Below are 24,106 nucleotides of genomic sequence, written 5' to 3' on the forward strand. Positions count from 1 at the left end.
CTGGCGAGGTTTTGGCTCAGGTTTTTGGTGCTGATAATTCTCTGACTTTTCTCGATTTTCTCACTCTTTCTACTTAAGACCACAGTGTAATAAACAGCGTGTAAGGTTCCATTCACACAGCACCTTACCGCTGTTTATTCAAAAAATCTAATCCTAAAAAAATAGCTGCGATGCTTCCTGCAACACAAATTTGTCGGTTTTTTATTTTTACCAAAACTTCGGTAAGGGGGACTAAAACTACTTCAATATCTTCGGTAATATCTAATTTAATTTTGCTGGCAAGCTTGACATTTTTAGCAAAGTATAGGTAGATAGAATTGGTGTCTTTTACGGGGTTATCATATAAGGTTGCTAGTTCCAAAAAATCTTCAGCAACATATCCCGTTTCTTCGGCAAGTTCTCTGGCGGCTGCCGATTTACCGCTCTCTTCAGCAGGGTTGAAAGATCCAGCAGGCAGTTCCAGCAAAATTTCGCCTACTCCGTGCCTGTATTGGCGCACTAATACAAGTTCTTGCTGCTCGGTCGTGGCAAATATTAGGGCGATATTGGGTCGGACATTAACAAAAAAGTCGTCTATAATTTGTCCGTTTGGCAATTCTATTTCATCTTGTCTAACCTGACACCACTTGTTTTTAATAACGAAGCGCGATCGCAATAATTTCCATTTAGTTAAAATTTTCATATCAATACTCCGGACAGTTTTTGAGACTGAGGCTGAAACCCTCATTCTACCGTTAGCATTTGACCTCGCTGAGAAGGCTGAAACCCTCATGCTGCCGTTGTTGATTGAAAACTGTCCGGACTATTGTCATATCGCCATAATGCTAAACTTTCAGCGTCATCCGAAGGCACAATTTTCCCATCCATAATCTATTTCAGATAAAAAATTTCACTTAGCCGCCATGCCATACAAAAAATTACTCACCCGATTTGGGGAAGACTTACAAAAATTGACTGTTAATTCTCTAGCACCCGGATTGTTTGCGATCGAGTCACTGAGTCTGAGTCTAGCAGTCGTTGCCGCAGTTGCGACAGTGTCGGCAAAACTAGAACCAGCAAATGCTTCTACAGTCACAAGTTGGAAATTCTATCCGGCGACGAATCAGTTAGAAATTACTCTTCCAGAGGGAACAACCCCCACATATTCTCTACTCAACCCGTCTCAGATTGCTGTGGATTTACCCAATACTGAGATCGGAGTAGATGCAACTCAGCTATACCCACAAGGCAGAGTGCGTTCTGTGGGGGTGAGTCAACTTCAACCGGGAACGGCGAGAATTCTGGTCAATTTGGCTCCTGGAGTCGGTTTCAGCGCAGGGAAAGTTCAGTTCCAAAGAATAGGGGTAGAAAATCGCTGGGTGTTGCGTCCTTCGATCGAACCGACTCCAATAATTATGGAAACTTCCGAAACTCAACCCCAGCCTGCAATACAAGTACCGCAAAACCAGCCACCGACAGATTCCAACTCAACTTCTGCCACAGAGGTCGATCGACCTGAGCCTCCTATTTCCCCGAATCCCGGTTCAAATTTTTCGCAGCGGTCTACTTCAAATGACCAAATCCGGCCGATAACAGTGCCTTTAGTTAATGTTCGCCTTGACGAACGCCGTGGGGTACAAGCTGCTGCGGTACCCCGCCTAGCCCCTCAAATAACGGCTGTTGCTGCACCCCAACAGCGCACCCTTACTTTTGGTGAATCACTTCCTCGCGGCCACTCAAATGCTCCTTTGCAGGCTGCGACTGGGGCGAATGTTTTGTTGCCGGCGGGCACGGAGCTCAGTTTGCTCTACCCCGGTGATCAGGCTTTGCACCTTGCCCGTGCGAAGCCCAGCCGAGAGGAAGTGCTGCTGCTGCAAGGGGGAATTCTCGACAGTCTTGGCAATACGATCATACCTGCTAATACGCCAGTCATCGGTAGGTTTGAAACAACCAACCTCGGCAGTCGATTTGTAGTCGAAGCTATTAGTTTCAACGGTCGCAATATTCCTCTCTTGGCTCGGTCGGAACCCGTGGGAGGCCGACGAACTCAGCCTTCCGATCGTAGTTTGTTGCGAAATACTGGTATTGGTGGCTTAGCTTTGTTCTTGCTTAGCGGCTTTTCCGGTATCGGTTTGTTGGCGGGAGCAGCCGGTGGTGTTGCTACAACTTACGTCGCGGCTCCTCAACCTGCTACGATTCAACCTGGCCAAATTTTGCAAGTTCAGTTAACGGAAGATTTTTCCCAGTTCAGTTTTTGAAGCAAGAAGGAAGAGGGGACAAGGAAGAACGAAGAAGTTCGAGGTAAGACTTCTTTTTTCCCTCGAACCTCTTTGTTTAAAATTTACTTAGAGCAGTTTTCCATTCTATGAAATAAAGTAAGGACTTAGGCAAAGCCTAAGTCCTACTCCCTATCTGTAATTGACTCAACTGAAAACCGCTATATCGGGGATTTAGAAATTTTGACCTTCCGTGGTTGGAGCTATCGAACCCGGTTGGTTGAGGAACAGGTTTTTAGCGCCGTCGTTTTGGTAGATACAGTTAATTTCGGGTTGAGCTTCCAGGGGGCCGGTGAAGCCAAAGGTGTTCATGCGATTTTTGCAATCGCGCACTTGGTCTTGGCTGATGAGTTTTCTTTGTTCCAGAATTGCCCAGTTATTGGTTCGCAGGACGCATCCGGGGCGCATACTCGGCTGCGAGATGTAGACGTTAAAAGGGTTGAGGGTGACGTAGAGGCGCATATCTGTCACCATCGCGCTTGCTCCAAACTGCACGCAAAGTTCTGGGTTAGGGGCGCTGCGATCGATAAATTCACGGGAGGCTACGTTCTCTGGGCTAATTGTAGCTGTGGAGCTAAAGGCAATGCCAATCCCAATTCCCAGAATAAAGACGGCTGTTAAGATTCCTAGGGTGGCGGAATTGAGGAAAGAGGGTTTGCCGGACTGAGGTTGACGCCGCGACTGTCCGCCCAAGGAGCCGGGGTAGTCGGAGTCTTCATCTCCTCGGGATGGGTCGCCGCTGAATCTGTCGTTGTAGGATTTAGGTTTGCGTTTCATATAAGGTTCCCTCAGTTCTGGAGACTCAACAGGTAGTAGTTTGTTATTTTTAACCGATCTCGCCTTTCTAATATTATGGCGCTAGGAAGGTTGTTGCTACAGGCCCAGGACACCTCCTATGGGTTTGGTGTTGGGTTCACAGCTCGAGATCGACCAAGGGGCTGCCTTGTCTGAATTTTCAGATTTCAATAAAATAGCTGAAAGTGACATACTCTTGCACAGCGGAGGAATCCGGCTCAAGACTGTTAACAAATTTTAACATTTTACAAGTCAGGAGGTATAGATTAGTGTCTGTCGAAATTATTCAAAAGCCTTCCACAGTCCGTAAGCTTGCACCGCGCTACCGCGTTCTGCTGCACAATGATGATTTCAATCCTATGGAGTACGTGGTGCAGACTTTGATGGCGACGGTACCGAGTCTGACTCAGCCACAGGCGGTAAATGTGATGATGGAAGCCCATACTAACGGGATGGGATTGGTGATTGTTTGCGCTCTCGAACACGCTGAGTTTTACGCTGAAACGCTCAATAATCACGGATTGAGCAGCACCATCGAACCTGACGATTAGAACCTGACGGTATTGCAACGGATTCGCCCAGTGGTTTCAGGCTGATACCGTCAACCCTCATACCAAAAAGCCAAGGGTCGAACCCTTGGCTTTTTGGTATATTTAATCTGGTAGATATGGAAATTTGAAGAGCATAGATTTTTCGGAACTGCCGGAAGTGGTTCCGAGCTAGGTGAGCTCGATCACCACTTTCAACTCTCCAATCTCAAATCTTTATCCGAGGAAACTAAAGAGGAAATTAATAACGTCCTCCTCCGCCTCCTCCTCCGCGAGCAAATTTTCCAGGACCGCCGCCGCCCCGGTTGCCGCCACCCCGGCCGCCTTCATCTTCGCGGGGCTTAGCTTTGTTTACTTTGAGGTCGCGACCCATCCACTCTGCTCCGTCGAGAGCACTAATGGCTGCATCTTCTTCTGCATCTGTGGACATTTCTACAAAACCAAAGCCGCGGGGGCGACTGGTTTCTCTGTCGGTAGGTAGATGTACTCGCTTAACGGTTCCGTATTCGGCGAAGACGGTGGTGATGTCTTCTTGGGTAACTTGGTAGGATAAGTTACCGACGTATATCGACATGAGGAATAACTCCAAAATTTAGACAGTGCGAAGATTTCAGTTTCGGAGAGTCCCCTGCCGATACAGAAGGGCAAGTTTTTAGACAATTCTGTAGCAATGAACAAAGCCTGCAACTGAATCTGATTCACACTTGGTACTTTAACATAGAATAGCGTCTTTTGAGTAGGTTTTAGGAGTCAATTAAGTCGTTCTAATTAAAGGTAAAACTTTTAGGGTATTCAGAAACCTGGTCGATCGGTGTGATGTTTTGCCTGCTGTGGAAGCAGAGAAAGTTATGCCGCCCGCTTTCACCGCAGGAAAGATACATCCACCTTGCCAAAGTTGGTACTCAAAGCTAGGTTTACGTTTTCCAGGGCTTTGACTAACCACACCACGCCTTCTCGGGTACTGCATTCGTAGTGACCGAACAAAATTGCCAGCCGCTTTTCTAGGTAGGGCTTGACTTTGCCGCAAATTAGTACGATTTTCAGCAGCAAACCAGTGGTTTGGGTGGGGCCGAGGTTTGAGATCAGGTCGATGAAGACAAAGTGGTTGGGCCGCACAGGACTCTCTACTACTAAAAAGTTCAATAACTGGCTGCAAGTTCTGATCATTAAAAATTCATTAAACTTTTGATCGTCGCTGTGGGGCAGGGTATTTTGTAGTTGCTTATACAATTTTTCGTTAAAGAGACGTTTGCCGTAGCGCTCATCGGTGACAGAAGAAATCAGGTATTCGTACAAGTCGTCTTTAAAGGAGCGATAGGACTGATTTGTGCTGGCGTTCGCCGTGAAACGGCCCGCTAGCTGTCTGTACGTATCGGCTCCTTCCACTTTTCCCACAAATTGCTTGAGGGCAAAGAATAGTTCCGGGTCGGTCAACAGGGTCGGATTTTTTATAACTTGTATATTTCTGCCGAAGGAAAGGGAAGTTTCTCGACGGGCTATTTGGGCTTTTCTCACTTGGTGAGCAACATATTGTGAGAGGTTGATCTCAAATTGCTGCTGCTTTTGAGCTTGGATTTTTTTAATAATTTTTTGTTGTTCGTAGGTGCTGTCGTCGCTGAGGAGGCAGTGTTTGTAGAGGTAGGGGTAACGGGGAATTAAGGTTCCGAGGGCAAGGGTAGCAGGGGTTTTGCTGTTGCTGCTATCTTCATTGCTGTGAGTTATGACTTTGGCTAAGCGTTGGAGGGTGAGGTACTGTTCACTTTCGGTAAATTGATTTACTAATTGGGGGATAGAGCCTCGCCCCCGCGATCGATTGTATCCAAATAATATTTTGGGCGCTTCTTCAAACACAGCGATCAATTCAGGGATGGCTGCTTGCTTGCTGGGGTATGTTTGCCAACGGTTGATCATGATGTGGCAGCAGCGGTTGAGGATGTATTTGAATTCTTGTTCGGCGTGTTTTGAGGCTGCTATTTTGTCAAGTGCGTCGGCGATCGAGCGATCGGGATATCCGGTACCCTGGATAAACAATGTGCGAAAGCGGCTGATGAGTTCGGCCGGCTGCTCTCGTTGTACCAACTCCAGCCAATGCTTGTAAAGTAGCTGTTCTTCTTCGTGGCTTTGTCTGTTGTAGTCGTTCACTGTGGATTAACCCTCCGAGGCTGGGGCAGGAGCTTTCAGCGCTATTAGCTTGATGAATTGGCAAATGAATCGCAATAATTGAGTCAACCAAGCTTCTCGCCGGCTGAGACTTATGGGTAGAAGCTGTCAGCAGCTTAAGCCGGTCGATATTTTTTGCTTAGTTAAACTATTTATCAACACCAGCATGACATGAATTGTTGGTAATTAGCAAGGCCTTAAATCACCATCGACTGTGTAAAGTATTGGTAAAGATTGTGGGTGGGTACGGGATAATTTCTTAGTGGGCCGACGATTTAGTATTAGGATGATCAAGGTCAATCCTGATCCGCAGCCTGCTGTTAGTGAAATTTGAGGTTGGGCGGGGTAGAATTAGCTGTGAAAATAATTATTTGAAATGTGAGTGCTGGTTATGGTTTGTCGTGTAAGTATCGCCCAACTATCTGAAGTTTTAAGTGTACCTTTGCCTGCTGTGTCTGAGGGCGTTTTGACAGCTTTAGGGACAGGTATTGCCACAGATACGCGCACTCTTGAGGGGGGTGAAGTATTTTTGGCGCTGCGGGGAGAGCATTTTGACGGCCATCAATTTGTGGCAAAAGCCCAGGATTTGGGGGCGATTGCCGCGATTGTCGATCGAGATTGGCAAGAGGAATTGCCGAATTTTCCGCTGTTGCGCGTTGATGATACTTTAAAAGCTTATCAGTCGATCGCCCGCTGGTGGCGTGACCAATTCAGTATACCTATAGTTGCTGTTACTGGGTCTGTAGGTAAAACTACTGTTAAAGAGTTAATTGCGGCGCTTTTGTCAACGACGGGAAATGTTCTTAAAACTCTATATAACTACAACAATGAAATTGGCGTACCAAAAACTTTGTTGGAGCTTTCACCGACCCACAATTATGCTGTAATTGAAATGGGGATGCGCGGGAGTGGCGAAATTGCGCTGCTGTCGAAAATTGCGCGTCCTACTGTGGCGGTAATTACTAATGTAGGAACGGCACATATCGGGCGATTAGGATCGGAAGAGGCGATCGCCCAAGCTAAGTGCGAACTGTTAGCCGAAATGCCTGCGGATAGCATTGCTATTCTCAATCACGATTGTGACAAATTAATCGCAACTGCGTCAAAAGTTTGGCAGGGAAAAACTTTAACTTACGGTTTAGAAGGCGGGGATTTGTGTGGGAAATTGCTCAACCCTGATACAATGTCTGTGGAAGGTGTAGAATTGCCACTGCCGCTGCCGGGACGGCACAATGCTGTAAATTATTTGGCGGCTTTGGCTGTAGGAAAAGTGTTAGGTATTGATTGGGAAGTTTTAAAGCAAGGTTTGTCTGTGCAGTTACCGGATGGACGGGCGCGCCGCTACGATTTGCCGCAGGATATTGTGATTTTGGATGAGACTTACAATGCGGGTTTGGAGTCGATGTTGGCGGCCCTGAGACTGTTAGCAGATACTCCTGGAAAGCGCCGGATTGCGGTGTTGGGAACGATGAAGGAATTGGGCGATAGGGCGATCGAATTTCACCGACAAGTGGGAATGGCGGCGCGAGAGTTGCAGCTTGACGCTTTGTTTGTTTTTGCTGATTTTGAGGAAGCAGCGGCGATGGCCGCGGGCGCTGCGGGTTTGCATTTTGTGGAGATAGGAGATATTACAGCCAAGGATGGGCGGGAAGATTTAGCAAAGCGGTTGTTGGGATTTGTCGAAAAGGGCGATCGGATTTTATTTAAAGCTTCTCATTCAGTTGAGTTGAATCGAGTTGTGGAGAAGTTTAGGGCAGATTTTGCGGGGGAGTAATAGAAAAGAAATTTTGGGGATGTGCAATTATGCGATCGCTTCTAGTCGATCGCCGCCTCAAACTCACGTTTCGATCGTTGATGCGTAGGGTAAGATGCCCATCTGCACCTAAGTCCCGATGGCTCAATATTTTGATAGCCCTCTGGCCTCGATTTCGATATCGGGATCGATCTCAATTATTGAAATTTTGGCATTTTCAACTACTGTATTTCCCATCATTGTATTGTGCATTGCCTCAAACTTAGATTCTTCCTTAGCAATTCGTTCGTAGTGCAAAATTACGTGATAACGCTTTTCAATAGGCTCTCCAGAATCTGAAATTTCCACCGCGTCCCAATCTATATTTTGAGATTGTTCGGCTTGCTGGCGGTAGCGAGAGGCTAAATTTTCTAGGGCGATCGCGATCGCGTGTTCTTTCGTTTGTCCGTAAAAATTCATGGTATCATCAGGGCGATCGCTCAGAGACGATGAAATCTGACAAAGATACTGCCCGTTTGATTGAGCGCAAACGTCGATCGCAATTGTACCAGCAGTGCGATCGGGATTTATTTGAGTCATAAGCTGTTCGGCATTTAAAAGACGATAGTAGGGTGCGTCAGTCCATGAGCGTTTCCCTTGTCCAGTAACTATTCTAACTGACGCACCCTACAAGGCTGAAACTCACCACAGCACAAGTTTTAGGAGCCGGGGAAGCATAACCTATTTCAGGATATGTCGAAAAAAAGCTAAAATATCGATTAGTTTTCGTTGAACTTGTAATGTCGGAGAGCAGATATGAATTCAGTTGAGGAGACCGGATTGTCACAAATCGTTGACTTGCCACTGATAGGGTCTGCTGAACAATATCTCTTCTCAGTCGAGGACGATCGAGAGCGTGCTGATAAGCTACAAGAATTACTTGTCCCTAAGCTTAAAATTCTCATTGAACAAGCTTGTGACCTAATTCACCAAGTTTATGGCACAGATGTACTCTCAGATTGCCGAATAACGACTACACCAGCTCATCGATCTGGAGCCAAGAAAACCAAGCCCGTGGAAATAGCAAGCGCTGGCTTGGCTATAAAAGGAAAAAGTTGGTATTTCCAACAGAGGTTCGCGTGTAATTCTGATAGTTTGTATGTGCAGTTTTTTGGATTAAGAGGGCTAGAAGGCAATCCAATTGTCCAAGTCCTGAAGAACCATTTGGAAGATGTTACTCGGATTTTGGAGCAGGGTAGATATGAAGTTTACTCTGATGCTATTGCACCGGGAGAGCCTAAAAAGTTAGAATCTTATGAGTCAATTAACAAGCTGCAATTGGTTCCTGAACCAGGTTGGAAAAGCACTTATATTTGGAGTCCATCCCTAGTTCTTCCTATTAAAGACCTAGATGCAGCTCAGCCAGTGATTGATAACTTTGTCGAACTCTTTGCTATCTTTCGTGCTGCAATAAATGTGTTTCTTGGTGAGGAAGATCATTTTGAGGACTACCTAAAATGTTTGTGGGATTGGCAAAATCCGCTTCAGGTTCAGGAATCTGTAACTACTACTAGATTCTTTCCTGATGAAGTAGATGCAGTACAAACATTTCGTGAGGGGGCAGTACGGCAAGTTTCAGTCAACGCTTATGAACGAGAGCCTAAAGCTCGGCAAAAATGTATTGATTATTACGGTTCAAGTTGCTATATTTGTGATTTCGATTTTGGCAAAACTTTTGGACAACCAGGAAAAGGTTTCATTCATGTTCATCATCTAAAACCCCTTTCAGAAATTGCAGAAGAGTATGAAATTGACCCTATAAAAGATTTGCGTCCTGTTTGCCCAAATTGTCACGCTATGATTCATCGTCGTTCACCACCATTTAGTCTTGAAGAAATCAAGATGTTGTTGATGTCTGCTCGTGGTTCTACTATCTAATATGTGGGGCTTGCTGAATAAGCCGATCGCAAACCCAGACCACGCAATATGCGCTATATTCAGCAAACCCTAATTACTATCAACGGGGTTTTAAACCCAGTTTTCTAATAAAATGCCTACTGTCGGCGAATCATAGCCATCACAGCATCAACCGTAAGTTCCGGGAGAATACCTAAAACTGGTAAAATATCTGCACCCGAACAGATTATAGGTAGCTCCTCACCCTGCCATACCCAAACTTGTTGGTGAGAGAGATCGATTAGCCATGCTAATTGCGTGCCGTTAATGAGGCAGTGGAGGATCTTATTCTGCAATTTTAAAGTGCTTTGATCCGGCGATAGAATTTCAATTAACCAATCCGGTGCGCCGTTAAGTGGTCCGTCTTCATCGGTAAGCCGATCGCCTGCTACAATCGCTATATCTGGTACTGGCGAGTAGGGAAGTACCAAGCAACGCAACTCTGGTATCGCTTCAAATCGATCAGTCCGATCGTTGATATAGTTAACCAAGTTGTGTTGCAGTCGCGAATGAAAAAGGGTTGGCATAGTTTTTTGAACTGCTCGTCCCAGAATAAATTCCCATGCAGGCGAGGATTCAATATCCGGTTGAGCGAGGAAGTCTGTTAGTGAAAGTGTTGCGATCGACTCAATCATATTTTTTTGTCGAACCTCACTGTACTTATTATCTAGATTAAATCCCCGACTTCGTAGAAGTTGTCGGGGATTTAATTGTTCTGTTTGACTCCAGATAGCACCTACCGGGAGTCAAAAGCACTACTACTTCGCGGCTTGACGCTCTTTTGCCGCCTTAATCACTTCTTCAGCGATGTTGCTCGGACAAGGAGCATAGTGCGAGAAGGACATTGAAAACTGTCCGCGCCCAGAGGTCATAGTACGCAAATCGCTAATGTAACCAAACATTTCGCTCAACGGCACATCGGCCTTGATCCGTGCTCCTGTTTGGCTTGTCTCCTGAGATTTCATCATCCCCCGGCGGCGGTTGAGGTCGCCGATCACGTCGCCCATGTAGTCATCTGGAGTGAATACATCGACATTCATAATCGGTTCGAGCAACTGAGGCCCGGCTTTCGGCAGAGACTGACGATAAGCCGCTTTGGCAGCAATTTCAAAGGCCATTGCTGACGAGTCTACGGGGTGGAAACCGCCTTCTAGAAGCGTGAATTTCAAGTCTAGGCAGGGGAATCCGGCCAAGACGCCTTTGTCGATGCAGCTTTCAAAGCCTTTTTCGACCGCTGGCCAATATTCTCTCGGCACGCTACCACCGGTCACTTTTGACTCAAACTGGAAGCCGCTTCCCACCTCACCAGGCTCGATCACATAGCCGATTTTGGCAAATTGACCGGAACCACCTGATTGCTTTTTGTGGGTGTATTCGTCTTCGAGGCGCTTGGTAATCGACTCGCGGTAGGCTACCTGTGGTTCGCCGACTTCTACTTCGATGCCGTGGGTGCGCTTGAGAATGTCTACTTTGATGTCGAGGTGTAACTCGCCCATCCCCTTGAGAATCATTTCGCCGCTTTCTTGATCCGTCACCATGTGGAAGGATGGGTCTTCTTGCACCATCTTGGTGAGGGCTGCTCCCATTTTTTCTTCGCCGCCTTTTTGTTTCGGTTTGACCGAAATCGAAATAACGGGATCGGGGAATACCATCGGCTCTAGGGTTGCGGGATTTTTGGGGTCGCAGATGGTGTGTCCGGTGCGGACGTTTTTCATGCCCACGATCGCCACAATGTCCCCGGCTTGGGCCGATTCAATTTCTTCGCGAGAGTTGGCGTGCATTTCCACCAAACGGCTGATGCGCTCGGTCTTGCCTGTGGCGGTGTTGAGTACGGTGTCGCCCTTGGACAGAGTACCGGAGTACAGGCGCGTGAAGGTTAGAGCACCGTAGCGATCGTCCATGATCTTAAACGCCAGTGCCCGCAATGGTCTGTTGGGATCGACGATCGCAAACTCGCCGGTTTCCTCGCCATCGAGATCGACTTCTGGCTGCGGTGTGACTTCCATCGGGTTTGGCAGGTAGTCAACTACGGCATCTAGAACCAACTGCACGCCCTTATTCTTAAACGATGAGCCGCAGTATGTGGGGAAAAATGCCCGATCGCGAGTACCTTTGCGAATACAGCGCTTGAGGTCATCAATACTCGGTTCATTGCCTTCGAGATATTGTTCCATCAGAGTGTCGTCTTGCTCGACGGCCAGTTCGATCAACTGTTCGCGCCAAGTTTCGACATCATCGACCATATCGGCGGGGACATCTTTAATTTGATAGTTCATGGGATCGCCGGAATCATCCCAGATCCAGGCTTTGCGGGTCAGCAAATCGACTACGCCGCAAAACTTTTCTTCTATGCCGATCGGCAATACCATCACCATCGGTTTAGCTCCGAGGATTTTATCAACTTGCTTGACAACGCGGTAAAAATCTGCACCGGTGCGATCGAGCTTGTTGATGTAGATGACGCGAGCGACTTTGGAATCGTTAGCGTAGCGCCAGTTGGTTTCAGATTGCGGTTCAACTCCACCCGAACCGCAGAACACACCAATGCCACCATCGAGAACCTTCAAAGAACGGTAAACCTCGATCGTAAAATCGACGTGTCCCGGAGTATCAATGATGTTGAGCTGATGCTCGTTCCAGAAGCAGGTGGTAGCAGCGGACTGAATCGTAATCCCGCGCTCTTGCTCCTGTTCCATGAAGTCAGTAGTCGCCGCGCCTTCGTGAACTTCACCAATTTTGTGGATTTTGCCTGTCAGTTTCAGGATTCTTTCTGTTGTGGTGGTCTTGCCAGCATCTACGTGGGCGAAGATGCCAATATTTCGATAACGAGTGAGATCTTTCATAATTACTGTTGAGATTAAATTCGACGAACCGTCGGCGACCACCTGCAAGCGTAACCAGCGAGGAATCAATGTTGCCTTAGGCGCCAGTACAGGCTAGATTTCCTTTCCCCTGTTTCTGGCAGAACTATCTTAATTTTGACACTTCCCCGTCATTCCTGCGAAGGATTTTTGGTTCGATCGGTACGGGAATCCTTACAATTCATAAAAATACCCTAGACCAAGGGAAAAATTTTCTGTGAAAGTTAGGTTGGGTTCAGAAAGTAGGTTGGGTTGAGGCACTCGTACCCAACAAATTCTTGTTTTTGACGCTTCGCTCAACTTGATATTTTGCACCATTCTCAGCAAAACGGTATAAAGCGGGTTTTCCTGACAAAAAACCTCAGATTTTACGTGACTTTGTGGCAAGAAACCCGGTTTCTGACATTAAATCTGACATTAAATAGGTAGGTGCAAATAAATCAGCCTACGGGGAGAGGGCGCGTGAGTGGAGCAATAAACTGCCGGCTTTGATAGATATTCGCTTAACCCGACCATACAAAATATTATTAAAAACACCGTTGCTGCGTCCAGGAATATCTAAGTCAAAATCGACCCGCTCATCATCCGCTGATATCTCCGCTCCAATTCATCCCGCACCACCGGCCACTGATTCAAAGTTTCATCATTCTCAATTACCATTTGAGCCGCGGCCCTCGCCAACTCCAAAACCTCCTGATCCTCCACCAAACTCGCCAAAGCAAAATCGGGCAAACCCGACTGCCGAGTTCCCAAAACCTGACCTGGCCCGCGCAATCTCATGTCCATTTCCGCAATAAAAAAGCCATCTTGAGATTGTTCTAAAACCTTCATTCTCTGCATAGCTTCCGCCGTTTTGGAACCGGGCATTAACAAACAATAAGAACGGTTGCTGCCCCGACCAACTCGACCCCGCAACTGGTGCAATTGGGACAGTCCAAAACGCTCAGAATTTTCAATCAGCATTACCGTTGCATTCGGCACGTCTACTCCCACTTCTACGACAGTAGTAGATACTAAAATATCAGTTTCTTTGTCCCGAAACTTAGAAATTGCTTCATCTTTGTCGGCACTGCTCATTCTGCCGTGGAGCAAACCCACCTTAAACTCAGGAAATACACTTTTTTCAAGTTTCTCTTTTTCCTCAATTGCCGATCGCACGTCCAACTTTTCCGACTCCTCCACCAGCGGGAGCACCACATAAACTTGACGCCCGCTCGCCACTTCCCGCCGAATCAAATCGTAAGCTTGAATGCGTTCTTTGGCAGACAGTACAGTGGTTTGAATAGCCTGCCTACCAGGGGGAAGTTCATCAATTTGACTCACATCTAAATCCCCGTGCAGCGTCAGCGCCAGCGTCCGGGGAATGGGAGTTGCCGTCATCGTCAAAACGTGGGGAGCTTCGCCTTTTTGCTGCAATTTAGCGCGCTGGTGCACACCGAATCTGTGCTGTTCGTCAATTACCGCCAAACCCAATTTATGGAAATTTACCGTATCTTGAATCAGCGCGTGAGTTCCCACTAAAACTGGCAATTCTCCGGTTTCTAACTGGCTGTGAATTTCCCGGCGCTTTGCTACTTTTGTCGAACCAGTTAACAGTTCAACTGACAAGTGCATCAAGTTAAACCAACCTACCAATTTGCGGTAGTGCTGTTCTGCTAAAACTTCTGTCGGCGCCATTAACGCGGCTTGATAGCCGGATTGAATTGCTGCTAGCATTGCCACTACGGCCACTACGGTTTTGCCAGCACCGACATCGCCTTGCACTAATCTGTTCATCGGTTGCGACGAAGCTAAATCATTGAGGATGTCGTTAATTACTCTTTCTTGAGCATTAGTCAAGGCAAAAGGCAAGATTTCATAAAAATGTTCGATCAATTTGCCACTAGGAATGATGACAGCACTAGCTTGAGCTTTCCTTTGGGTTTGGCGGCGCTTTAAAAGTCCTAATTGCAGGTAGAAAAATTCGTCAAAGACTAAGCGGCGGCGGGCGGCGGCCAAACAATCTCGATCGAGCGGAAAGTGAATATTAGTCACGGCATCGGCTAAACCCATTAAACCGTAACGCTCGCGCAAATCCTCTGGTAGCGATTCTGGCAACATTTTCGCCGCCGGCATTGCAGCCAAAATCGATCGCCTCACCGAACCAGCATTCACCCCTTCCGTCAGCGGATAAACTGGTATCAGGCGGCCGACTTTCATTGATTCGATCGCACCGCCGGAGTCGTCTAATACTTCTAACTCAGGATTTTCTAAAGTAATTCCATATTTACCTTGCTTCACCAACCCGGAAGCTGCCAGCACCGCACCAGTACAATACTCGCGCTTTTTGAATTCTTGCCAACCGCGATTGCTGTAGCGAGGGCCTGCAAAAAAACGACTAATTTTTATTTCTCCGGTGCGGTCTTTTAAAATTACTTCTAATATGGTTAACTTCTTATTCTTTGGACTAGAAAAGCAATTGCAGCGTTTTACTTCGGCGATCAAAGTGACAGTTTCCCCAGCTACGAGTTCGCGAATTTGTACTTGCTTTGCATAGTCGATGTGGTTGCGGGGATAGTAGTAAAGCAAGTCATATACAGTGTATAAACCCAGTTTTACCAAGCGGTTGCCGTTGGCAGGGCCGATGCCGATGACGCGGGTTAACTGTTGGTCGAGAGTCAGGCTGGGCGGTGGGGGTGCTGTACTCAGGGGTGCAGTTCGGGGAACGGAAAGTGCTGGGGCGGTTGGTTCAGAAGCGTTAGCGTTTGCGGGTCGGACTTGTCCTACTTGTTCTTGCTGGTGGCGAGTTTCTTGTTCCCAAACTTGCTCCATGTGCCTCAGAAAACTGACCGTAATGGCGATCGAATGTTGGCGCTGTTCGAGATCTTTCTGAGGGTAGATGTCAAATTCAGCCGCTAGTTGTCTGGCTCGATCGCGCGAAGAAGCCACCACAGAACCTGCAAGTTGTCTCAAACTCAGGCCCAGAAACTCGCTGAAGCGGTATTGACTGCCTTGGATGTCGTTAAATCCGCGATCGGCTTCTACTGAAAGAGCTTTTTGCAATCGCTGCCATTCTGGTTGATCGATAGTCATATAAATTTTAGATTTTAGATTTTAGATTTTAGATTTTAGATTTTAGATTTTAAATTTTAAATTTTAAATTTTTCTTTTAAGAAGCTTCTACTAAAAAAATTATAACACCGAGAAACCGGGTTTCTTTAATAAACCCGGTTTCTCAGTAGCCTAAAAGTTTGACGTTTTAGCTTTTTCTTTCTTCCCTCGGACTTCTTGGATCGGACTTATTCCCTCGGACTTAAACCCGTTAAATCAGTTACATCATCCGTTGGTGAACTTCCTTCTTCCTTCGACATCCGATCAATCTTCAAACCAACTCGATCGCCAAGCCGACTCAGCCTCCACCACAGCGAGTTCCCGCTGCTTTTTCTGGTAATCGCGGCCCAGCGAGTTCAACTTTACAGACAGGTTACGAATTTGCTGACGCCAAGCCGAGGTTCCCGCATCGGCAAACTCTATTTCCGATAGCCGCAGTTTAATCGCTGTAATGTGCAGCGCCCTACTACCAAAGGTTGCTGCCAATTTTCGCGATGCTGATGAGGCATCTGTTTCAATGATTAAGTTTAATAAGTTAGGGGGTCCAGCAACACTATCACCGGAGGATTCAGCACCAGAAGCAGCTTCTAGAACCGGTTCTGGCAATTGACTCGGCAAGATTCCCGACTGTTGCAGCAAGCGGTTGGTGTCGCGAGAAAGCAGCTTGAGTATATGGACGATCGACTTTTCAATACTATTTTGCCAGCGTGCCAAACTTTCAGGGGAATTGGCGTTTGGCAATTGATAATTTGCCAATGAAAATAGATAGTTAATTGCGGAAACTTGGTTTTTTTCCTTTTGGTCTTCTTCCTTGTCGTCTGCTTCGTCTGCTTCGTCTTCCTCTTCGTCTTTGTCGAAGTCGTCTTCGTCTTCCTCTTCGTCTTCCTCTTCCTCTTCCTCTTCCTCTTCCTCTTCCTCTTCCTCTTCCTCTGCTTCTGATTCAGTCACCAGCGATCGCAATTTTTCCTCCGACGCTGCGGCCAAAGCCCTTACAGACTGCTGCATTTTTTGCCTCCCCTCGAAGGACAACTTGAGAAACGACTCAGGTACTGCTTGAGTGCAAAGGTGATAGCAAGCCAAAATTAACTGCTGCCGCACCGCTTGTCCCAACGCAGTTAAATAACCTTCGTAGGTACTGCTAAACTCTAACTTCAAGGCAGCTAAAGACTCTTCGAGTCCTGCCAAATCTTGCTCTATTCGCTCTCTTGGTCGCACCATATCTCTTGTATAAAATTAAAATAGGACTTACGCAAGTTTTAAATCCTTACGCTATCTGTAATAAGGTATCCACTGCACGCCCTACAAATATAGTTTGTCCATAAGTCCTGTAAAAATTAAAAATTAAAAATGTGAAAAATCGATTTTTCACATTTTTAATTTTTAATTTTTAATCTTAATTTGGGATTATTGAACACCCATTTGGGCTGCCACTTCGTCGGCAAAGTTAGCTTCTACCTTTTCAATGCCTTCGCCCAACACAAAACGCACAAATCGGCGCACTTGGACATTTTCTCCAATTTGGGCGATCGTTTGTTTCACCAACTCTTCCACCGAGATATTCTGATCTTTAATAAAAGGCTGATCCATCAAAGATAACTCTTTCATGCGCTTCTCAATCCGCCCTAGAACAATCTTTTCTTTGATGTTTTCCGGCTTGTTGCCCAAGTCATCTTTGCCCATTTCAATTGCCTTTTCTCTTTCGACAACTTCGGCGGGGATATCTTCAACTTTCACGTATTCCACATTCGGGCAAGCTGCAATTTGCATCGCAATATCCCGCACTAACTTTTGGAATTCTTCGCGACGTGCCACAAAATCTGTTTCGCAGTTAACTTCCACCAGCACTCCCACGCGGCCGCCGGTGTGAATGTAGCTGCCTACCAGTCCTTCTGAGGCAACTCGTCCACCTTTTTTACCTGCCGAAGCCAGACCTTTTTTCCGCAGCCACTCAATGGATGTTTCCATATTGCCTTCGTTTTCAACGAGGGCTTTTTTGCAGTCCATCATGCCCGCGCCAGTTTTTTCGCGCAGTTCTTTAACAAGTTTTGCAGATATGTCCGCCATCTTCTTTAAGTTCCCAATCAAAATTAGTTATTAGTCATTAGTCATCAGTCATTAGTCATCAGTCATTAGTCACTAATTTTAATGTTAATGATTAGACCAGAGTGAAGAAATACCCAGTCGATCATAGTACCGACTTTGTAGGTGTAGCGCCAGAATTAATTCTGACCCTAACACAATGAATGCTTTTGCCAGAGTTCTACTAATGACTTAGACTCGTGCTATGTACAATTAAAAATTAAAAATATCCAACTAAAAATAATTATTATTTTTAATTTTCAATCTTTAATTTTTAATTTCATGATGTCAGATTCCGAGGGCAATACTAGCTCTCGGTTTCTTCGCCTTCTGCCTCAGCAGCGTCGTCGGGATCTACATAATCGGGGTCATCCAATTCTTCGATTTCGACATCATATTCAGCGCCTTCGTAACCACCGTCGTAGTCGTAGTCTTCCTCAGAGTCGCCGCCCTGCTGACCGTGACGACCTTCGTAGATGGCATCAGCCAACTTGCCGACAATCAGCTTGATCGATCGAATAGCATCGTCATTCGCCGGAATCGCAATGTCAACCAAATCCGGGTCGCAGTTGGTATCCAACAGAGAGACGATCGGAATTCCCAACTTTTGGCATTCCAAAACCGCATTATACTCGCGGCGTTGGTCTACCAGAACCACTCCGTCGGGAATCTTCCGCATAGATTTAATCCCGCCCAGATATTTCTGGAGTTTTGCCATTTCTCGGCGCAGTACCGAAGCTTCTTTTTTCGGCAGTAAATCGAGGGCGCCGATTTCCTCGCGGCGCTCCAAGTCCTTGAGGCGCTCCACGCGGGACTTAATTGTCGTCCAGTTGGTGAGCATTCCCCCCAGCCAGCGCTGGTTGACGTAATAAGCACCGCAGCGTTGAGCTTCTTGGGCTACAATCCCTGCAGCTTGGCGCTTCGTACCCACGAACAAAAACTTTTTGCCTTTTTCTGAGGCAACTCTCATGTACTCGTAGGCGTCTTCCATAAGCTGAGCCGTCTGCACGAGGTCGATGATGTGAACCCCGTTGCGCTCTGTAAAAATGTATGGAGACATTTTCGGGTTCCACCGACGGGTTTGGTGTCCGAAGTGAACCCCTGACTCTAGCATTTGAGCCAAACTGACTACTGGCATTGTATTTTTAACTCCTGATTCGGGTTAATCCTCCACCCGGTCGTATTTCTGAAGGTTTGCGCCCTCGAAACACCCGAAAACCCGGATGTGCGAATTTAAACAACTTTTCTAGTTTATCACAGCGCGCGCTACTTTTTCTGACAATCTGATATCCGTAGGGTTGGCTTGGCACCCAGATGTGAGATTTAATGGGAGGGTTGCGTGTGGGGTGTGCACGATGCGGTTAGAGTTACTCGCAAGCGCTTCTTAAAAACGAAAAATCTAGGTGGGAGGTTGCCAAAGCCTTTGTTCGCTTGTGAGAGAATGGCGTTGTTGGTGCGCCTCTTGTGCCTTCTACCTTCGATCGAGCTGGTATCCATTTTTTTCTCGGCAATTCAGTCAACTTTATTAGCCTGCCCTCTCGATCCGCAAAAATCCCACAGCTAAAAACGCCATGCCCATACCCATTCTCGTTCTGCTTGAAGTTCTAATTGTCATCGCACTTTCGAGACTTGTAGGTTTAGGATTTCGAGCGATCAAACAACCTCAAGTCATTGGAGAAATTGTAGCAGGAATTATGCTTGGGCCTTCTCTGTTTGGCTTAGTTGCACCAGATTTAGCAACAGCACTTTTTCCAGCCGAAGCCGTTCCCTTCCTCAACGTGCTATCTGAGGTGGGGCTAATATTTTTCATGTTTTTGATTGGTTTGGAACTGAATCCCAAGTATCTCAAAAGCAATTTAGATATAGCGATTTTAACTTCTCACGTCAGCATTCTAGTGCCGTTTTCTCTAGGAAGCTTGCTAGCGCTACTGCTGTATCCCATAGTTTCAAATAATAGCGTTTCTTTTACAGCCTTTGCTTTATTTTTGGGCGCTGCGATGTCAATTACGGCATTTCCAGTGCTAGCAAGAATTATTACAGAACACAACTTGCAGAATACAAAATTGGGGACGCTGGCCCTGACTTGCGCTGCGGTAGATGACGTAACGGCGTGGTGTTTGTTAGCTGTGGCGATCGCAGTTACTCGTACTAATTCGATGCTCGGTGCTTTGCCGACAATTATTGAGTCTTTAATTTACATCGGTTTCATGCTGACTGTAGTCCGCTGGTTCTTGCAGCGGCTTTCCAAGCACTACAACCGCACAGGTAGATTAACACAGTTAGTGCTCTCCGGCATTTACATGGGAGTTGTAGCTTCTGCCTTAATTACTGAATTAATCGGCATTCATTTAATTTTTGGTGCATTTTTGCTGGGTGCTGCCATGCCGAAAAATGCGGGATTAACCAGAGAATTAGCAGAAAAAACCGAAGACTTTGTACTAATATTTCTGCTGCCGATATTTTTTGCTTACAGCGGCTTGCGGACTCAAATCGGCTTGCTCAACAGTCCCGAATTGTGGCTGCTGTGCGCCGCAGTTTTGGGAGTAGCCATTGTCGGCAAGTACGTCGGCACTTACGTTGCTGCCAGAGTTTGTGGCATCAACAACCGCGAAGCTTCAGCATTGGGATGGCTGATGAATACTCGCGGTTTGACTGAACTAATTGTGCTGAATATCGGTCTTTCCTTGGGGGTAATTTCGCCGCTGCTATTTACGATGTTAGTCATCATGGCTTTAGTGACAACTTTTATGACTTCACCACTGTTGGAGTGGACTTATCCCAAACGGTTAATTAGGTTAGATATTTCTGAGTTTAACTCTGAAGATTCAGAATTAGAACGTTCAGAATTCGCGGAAAATAGCGAAGAAACTGCTAACAAATTGCTCCCAACTTATCGAATTTTAGTACCGGTTGCCAATCCCAGCACGCAGAAAGGTTTACTGCGACTAGCGGTAGCGCTGGCGCAGCCGGCTGCTGGTATGGGTGGTGATGATTTAAAGTCGGCGGCGGTTCATCCTCTAAGTTTGATAGAATTAAATGATGACTATGCTTTTGAAAGTACGCCCGCGGAAGCCGATCGCATTATTCAAGAGCGCCGCTCGAAATTATCAGAATTGATTGAGAGTTTGGAACTGCCGGAGGCACAAAAATTCGTACATCCCATCATTCGGGTTACTAATGATGTAGCGAGGGAGACGGCACAAATTGCGACAATAGATCGCGCGGATTTGATTTTAGTAGGATGGCACAGACCTACTTTTAGCAGCAACCGTTTGGGAGGACGTGTCGGTCAAATTCTCAGCAACGCTAAGGTGGATGTAGCAATTTTTGTTGACAGAGGCACGGAAAACTTGAATAACTTGTTAGTACCTTACGCGGCTAACATTCACGATGATTTGGGGTTAGAATTGGCGCTGAGACTGTTAGTTAATAGCGAGGAACGCCGTTTGACGGTGCTCCGGGTGGCGGTTGACGGGGAAGCTGAAACTGCTCTGAGTTATGAGTTTCAGCGAGTGATGGATCAGTTGCCTGTTGATGTGCGATCGCGCATTGAAACTCCGATTGTGGAGGCTGCTGAGCCAATTCAAGCAGTGGTTGCGGCTTCTGCTAATGCTGATTTGACTATTGCGGGTACGAGTCGGGAGTGGGGAATTGAGCGCCAAACTTTGGGACAGTATACTGATGAATTGGCTGTGCAGTGTCATTCTTCGCTGCTGATTGCCCGGTGCTACGTTAAAGTGCGATCGCACTTGGCATCGGTACTTCCTCAAAAGTAGTCAGTTGACTGTTGACTGTTGGCAGTTGTGATTAGTTATTGGTTATTGGTTATTTGTGATTTAGTACCAATGTCCAATGCCCAATGCCCAATGCCCAATGCTCAATGCCCAATTCCCAATTCCCAATTACTAATTACCATGATGATGAATCATTTAAGCCTCAAATCGCTGGCATTTTACGGGATTGCAATCGGATTAGTTTCACTGCTGTTTAAAGTAGTAACCGCTTATGGGGAAGCAAATTTAAAGGCTCCTCCGGCAATTGCGGGAAATTATCGCTTCGATCCTAAAAGTTTGCCCGAATGTCTGAAATCTGATGTTTTGGTATTGACAATCGAGCAATCGGGTGTTTATTTGAGCGGCAATTTGCGATCGGACAGCAGGGAGGGCAGGGAAAAAACAGCCGAGGAGAGACCTTCTCTATTTGGTAAATGGGAAACTCAAGGATTGAACTTGTCGGGTGCGGTTGCTAATTTAGCTGGTTGCAGCGACTCCACAGCAACCGGTCAAAACAGTTCTGTTAAAATGCGCGGAATTGTCGAGCAAGATAGCCTCAAGGGAAAAATTAGTCTAACTGATAAGGCGGCGGCTAGTGATTTTATGGCTCAAAGAGAAGCAGCCACGAAACCCCAGAAGCAGGAACATTGATCGATCCCAATAGGAAATAAGCAATGGGAAATGGGTAATTCTTTGTCGCTTTCTGACTTTCCCCTTCTCCCCTAATGAAGCAAGGAATCACAAAGTGGCGGCGGGGTTGGGGGAATGGGCGATCGAACTCCCGCTGGAGCTCGCCTGTGACGGTCGGTTGCTGCTAAATTAGAAAATATACCTAAAAGTCAATGATAAAAATAAAGTATCCCAGAGAAGTTCTTGGTTGAGAATTTGTCTTGCTCAAGACCCCCCGTGCCCGTATAGTTTGTTTGGAATGGATGTTGCCGTGATATTAATGCCGTCAGAAACTTCGCTTACCCAGTCAAACCCATTAATTTTAGACAGTTTGCCAGACTTGTCGCCTTCCGATGGGGGATGTCCCCGCCGAGCCAGATTACAAATTGACTTGATGTTGCTGGCGATCGAAGCCTTGTATCTCGGAGGTGCTGAAGAAATGCTGGCCGTGTCAAAGGACCTGGAATTGGAATCAATTATCAAAAATCGGGTTGCCCTTTGGCTGATGCGGAATACTAACCCGCTGAGACGCTATACCCAGCGCCGCTCCCTTAGCATTGTGGAGGCAAAAGCGCTGGTGGCGATCGCCTGCAATATGGCGCGCAAGTTAACCGCCACAATTCGGCAGTTGCTGCTAGACTCGCAGCAATTGCGATCGAGAAATATCCCCCTCAACCAGAACCAACCGCTGGCCGAGTATTTAGAACGCTTTCGAGCTCACTTTCGATCGCGCATGAACCCCAAGCGATCGCTAGTGGCAGCTTACGATTCCGACGAAAAGCTCAACGAACTAGCTGTGAACTTGTTGAGCAAACTGCTATTTTGTACAGGCACAGCCGGAATGCAGCGCTTCTGGGTTAGCCTGTTTGATGGAGAAGTTGAATAAAAAATGACTATTAGGCGTCAGTACAGTCTGCCAAATTGCACCCTGGTTCTAGAAGGGTTGAGCGATGGTTCCGCAGCCAGCCAGTTAGATATACGGCCGGTGCTTTCCATATTAATGAGCGCTGAATGCTATGTTACAGGTCTTGGCGAGCCCCTAAGCGGGGGACGAGATTTTTTTGAAAGCTTGGTGAGGGCCGTCAGCAGCTACGCTCAAGAATTTATGAGCGGAGTGCATTATCCCGATCGCTACGGCCCGAATTTGGGTATGGTGCAGTTGCACAGAATTGACGGGAATTTGCATCGGTTGACCGTTCTACCCGCCTCCACAGGCAGCCCAACCCAAATCGATCAAAAAACAGAACTGTCGGCAAAAGTAGATTTGACGACGGTACAGCTATTTGACTTGGTAGAGGCGATCGATCAGTTTTTTGCCGACACGCAGACGCTGCCGGAATTGTCGCTGCAATTAACCCCAATTTCCAGGCGTTATATCAAGTCTGCCGAACCTTTGGCGAAGCGGAGTTTGCCTGCTGTGGTGGGGGTGTCGAGTTTGGCTTTGGCGGCGATGGCGTTTTTCTTGGTACCAGTGCCCGAAGTCCAGCGCCAGAGAGATCCGGTGCCGCAGCCCAATCCAGCGGGCCAGAATCAGGGAACGCCGAATCCGGGCGGATCGGGTTCGCCTAATCCCAATCCCACACCCCCTGCTGACGGTTTGCTGCCTGGGACTCAAACTCCCAACGCTGAATCGATTTCGCCGACTCCGAGCCCTGCGCCGCAGCCGGACGCTTCACCTAGCGCCACACCGCAGTCGAGCACTTCGCCGGAAAGCACGCCCCGTCCTCTTGCTGAAGGTTTGGCAAACCCTGATGCAGCAAGTTTGCCAATTACCGATCCAGCCCAAATTGAGCTTTTGAGAGGCAAACTTTCTCAGCAAATTGACGGAGTTGTGAAGAATCAGCCTCCGGTTGATGCGGAGTTGGTTTATCGGGTGAGTGTGGCCCAAGACGGGGCGATTGTCGGTTACAAGTCGGAGAATTCGGCAGCAGTCGAGAGATCCGAAACGCCGTTGTCCGAGTTGCTTTACAAACCTGTTGGCAGCAGACCACCTGCGGAAGCGCTGGCTGATTTCCGTGTAGTTTTGGCACCAGACGGCACTGTTCAAGTCAGTCCTTGGTAATGGTTGACTGTTGACTGTTAACGGTTGACTGTTGACTGAATCAAATCCGGCTTTCCTACCCCTTTTATTCTTTAGTCCCTCTCTGCTAGGACGAAAGTTTGTGTAGGATCGGTTTTAACCGCCGAT

Annotated in this window: 19 protein-coding genes; 8 read left to right on the plus strand and 11 right to left on the minus strand. The window is 47.0% G+C overall.

Annotated elements, in window-relative coordinates; all coding sequences use genetic code 11:
• Positions 1 to 124: 124 nt before the first annotated feature.
• Positions 125 to 682 carry an NUDIX hydrolase gene (locus tag QUA38_RS00005; protein WP_333158044.1) on the minus strand — a complete coding sequence of 186 codons (558 nt, stop codon included), beginning with the start codon at positions 680 to 682 and terminating at the stop codon, positions 125 to 127.
• Positions 683 to 902: 220 nt separating this feature from the next.
• Between QUA38_RS00005 and QUA38_RS00010 the strand changes: the two genes are divergently transcribed.
• Positions 903 to 2,237, plus strand: coding sequence for an AMIN domain-containing protein (locus QUA38_RS00010; protein WP_333158046.1), 1,335 nt, complete (start codon positions 903 to 905; stop codon positions 2,235 to 2,237).
• Positions 2,238 to 2,429: 192 nt separating this feature from the next.
• Here the strand turns inward: QUA38_RS00010 and QUA38_RS00015 are convergent, their stop codons facing one another.
• A complete protein-coding gene (locus QUA38_RS00015) occupies positions 2,430 to 3,032 on the minus strand; it encodes a DUF3172 domain-containing protein (RefSeq protein WP_333158048.1) in 603 nt (200 codons plus the stop codon).
• 287 nt (positions 3,033 to 3,319) lie between these two features.
• Between QUA38_RS00015 and clpS the strand changes: the two genes are divergently transcribed.
• A complete protein-coding gene (clpS, locus tag QUA38_RS00020; RefSeq protein WP_190658451.1) occupies positions 3,320 to 3,601 on the plus strand; it encodes an ATP-dependent Clp protease adapter ClpS in 282 nt (93 codons plus the stop codon).
• Positions 3,602 to 3,839: 238 nt separating this feature from the next.
• Here the strand turns inward: clpS and QUA38_RS00025 are convergent, their stop codons facing one another.
• Together QUA38_RS00025 and QUA38_RS00030 are read right to left on the minus strand one after the other, a co-directional pair.
• Positions 3,840 to 4,172, minus strand: a complete 333-nt coding sequence (locus QUA38_RS00025; RefSeq protein WP_006635107.1) for an RNA recognition motif domain-containing protein — start codon at positions 4,170 to 4,172, stop codon at positions 3,840 to 3,842.
• Between the two features lie 287 nt (positions 4,173 to 4,459).
• On the minus strand, positions 4,460 to 5,740 hold the full coding sequence (locus tag QUA38_RS00030; RefSeq protein ID WP_333158049.1) for a hypothetical protein: 1,281 nt from the start codon (positions 5,738 to 5,740) through the stop codon (positions 4,460 to 4,462).
• A 409-nt stretch (positions 5,741 to 6,149) separates the two neighbouring features.
• On the opposite strand from QUA38_RS00030, the gene QUA38_RS00035 reads away from it, so the two are divergent.
• Positions 6,150 to 7,532: a UDP-N-acetylmuramoyl-tripeptide--D-alanyl-D-alanine ligase gene (locus QUA38_RS00035; protein WP_333158052.1), complete on the plus strand. Its 1,383-nt coding sequence runs from the start codon at positions 6,150 to 6,152 to the stop codon at positions 7,530 to 7,532.
• Between the two features lie 123 nt (positions 7,533 to 7,655).
• Here QUA38_RS00035 and QUA38_RS00040 read toward each other — a convergent pair whose 3' ends face one another.
• Positions 7,656 to 8,090 (minus strand): hypothetical protein, encoded by a 435-nt coding sequence (locus QUA38_RS00040; protein WP_333158054.1) that lies wholly within the window; start codon positions 8,088 to 8,090, stop codon positions 7,656 to 7,658.
• Positions 8,091 to 8,306: 216 nt separating this feature from the next.
• Here QUA38_RS00040 and QUA38_RS00045 point away from each other — a divergent pair, with 216 nt between their 5' ends.
• A complete protein-coding gene (locus tag QUA38_RS00045) occupies positions 8,307 to 9,428 on the plus strand; it encodes an HNH endonuclease (RefSeq protein WP_333158056.1) in 1,122 nt (373 codons plus the stop codon).
• A 116-nt stretch (positions 9,429 to 9,544) separates the two neighbouring features.
• Here QUA38_RS00045 and QUA38_RS00050 read toward each other — a convergent pair whose 3' ends face one another.
• The 6 genes from QUA38_RS00050 to rpsB all read right to left on the minus strand — a co-directional run bounded on the left by QUA38_RS00050 (position 9,545) and on the right by rpsB (position 18,614).
• Positions 9,545 to 10,081 carry a Uma2 family endonuclease gene (locus tag QUA38_RS00050; protein WP_333100238.1) on the minus strand — a complete coding sequence of 179 codons (537 nt, stop codon included), beginning with the start codon at positions 10,079 to 10,081 and terminating at the stop codon, positions 9,545 to 9,547.
• Between the two features lie 123 nt (positions 10,082 to 10,204).
• Positions 10,205 to 12,289, minus strand: coding sequence for an elongation factor G (gene fusA, locus QUA38_RS00055; protein WP_333158058.1), 2,085 nt, complete (start codon positions 12,287 to 12,289; stop codon positions 10,205 to 10,207).
• 576 nt (positions 12,290 to 12,865) lie between these two features.
• Positions 12,866 to 15,379: an ATP-dependent DNA helicase RecG gene (recG, locus tag QUA38_RS00060; protein ID WP_333158060.1), complete on the minus strand. Its 2,514-nt coding sequence runs from the start codon at positions 15,377 to 15,379 to the stop codon at positions 12,866 to 12,868.
• 282 nt (positions 15,380 to 15,661) lie between these two features.
• Positions 15,662 to 16,615: a hypothetical protein gene (locus QUA38_RS00065; RefSeq protein ID WP_333158062.1), complete on the minus strand. Its 954-nt coding sequence runs from the start codon at positions 16,613 to 16,615 to the stop codon at positions 15,662 to 15,664.
• Positions 16,616 to 16,801: 186 nt separating this feature from the next.
• On the minus strand, positions 16,802 to 17,461 hold the full coding sequence (tsf, locus tag QUA38_RS00070) for a translation elongation factor Ts (RefSeq protein ID WP_006635114.1): 660 nt from the start codon (positions 17,459 to 17,461) through the stop codon (positions 16,802 to 16,804).
• 322 nt (positions 17,462 to 17,783) lie between these two features.
• On the minus strand, positions 17,784 to 18,614 hold the full coding sequence (rpsB, locus tag QUA38_RS00075) for a 30S ribosomal protein S2 (protein WP_172187021.1): 831 nt from the start codon (positions 18,612 to 18,614) through the stop codon (positions 17,784 to 17,786).
• A 433-nt stretch (positions 18,615 to 19,047) separates the two neighbouring features.
• Here rpsB and QUA38_RS00080 point away from each other — a divergent pair, with 433 nt between their 5' ends.
• The 4 genes from QUA38_RS00080 to QUA38_RS00095 all read left to right on the plus strand — a co-directional run bounded on the left by QUA38_RS00080 (position 19,048) and on the right by QUA38_RS00095 (position 23,980).
• Positions 19,048 to 21,252, plus strand: coding sequence for a cation:proton antiporter domain-containing protein (locus tag QUA38_RS00080; RefSeq protein WP_333158064.1), 2,205 nt, complete (start codon positions 19,048 to 19,050; stop codon positions 21,250 to 21,252).
• A gap of 90 nt (positions 21,253 to 21,342) precedes the next feature.
• A complete protein-coding gene (locus tag QUA38_RS00085; RefSeq protein WP_333158066.1) occupies positions 21,343 to 21,900 on the plus strand; it encodes a hypothetical protein in 558 nt (185 codons plus the stop codon).
• Positions 21,901 to 22,177: 277 nt separating this feature from the next.
• Positions 22,178 to 22,804, plus strand: coding sequence for a DUF3038 domain-containing protein (locus QUA38_RS00090; protein WP_333158068.1), 627 nt, complete (start codon positions 22,178 to 22,180; stop codon positions 22,802 to 22,804).
• 3 nt (positions 22,805 to 22,807) lie between these two features.
• A complete protein-coding gene (locus QUA38_RS00095) occupies positions 22,808 to 23,980 on the plus strand; it encodes a DUF4335 domain-containing protein (RefSeq protein ID WP_333158070.1) in 1,173 nt (390 codons plus the stop codon).
• Positions 23,981 to 24,106: the final 126 nt, after the last annotated feature.

Source organism: Microcoleus sp. Pol12B4 (genome assembly GCF_036701385.1).
Taxonomy (GTDB): Bacteria; Cyanobacteriota; Cyanobacteriia; order Cyanobacteriales; family Microcoleaceae; genus Microcoleus.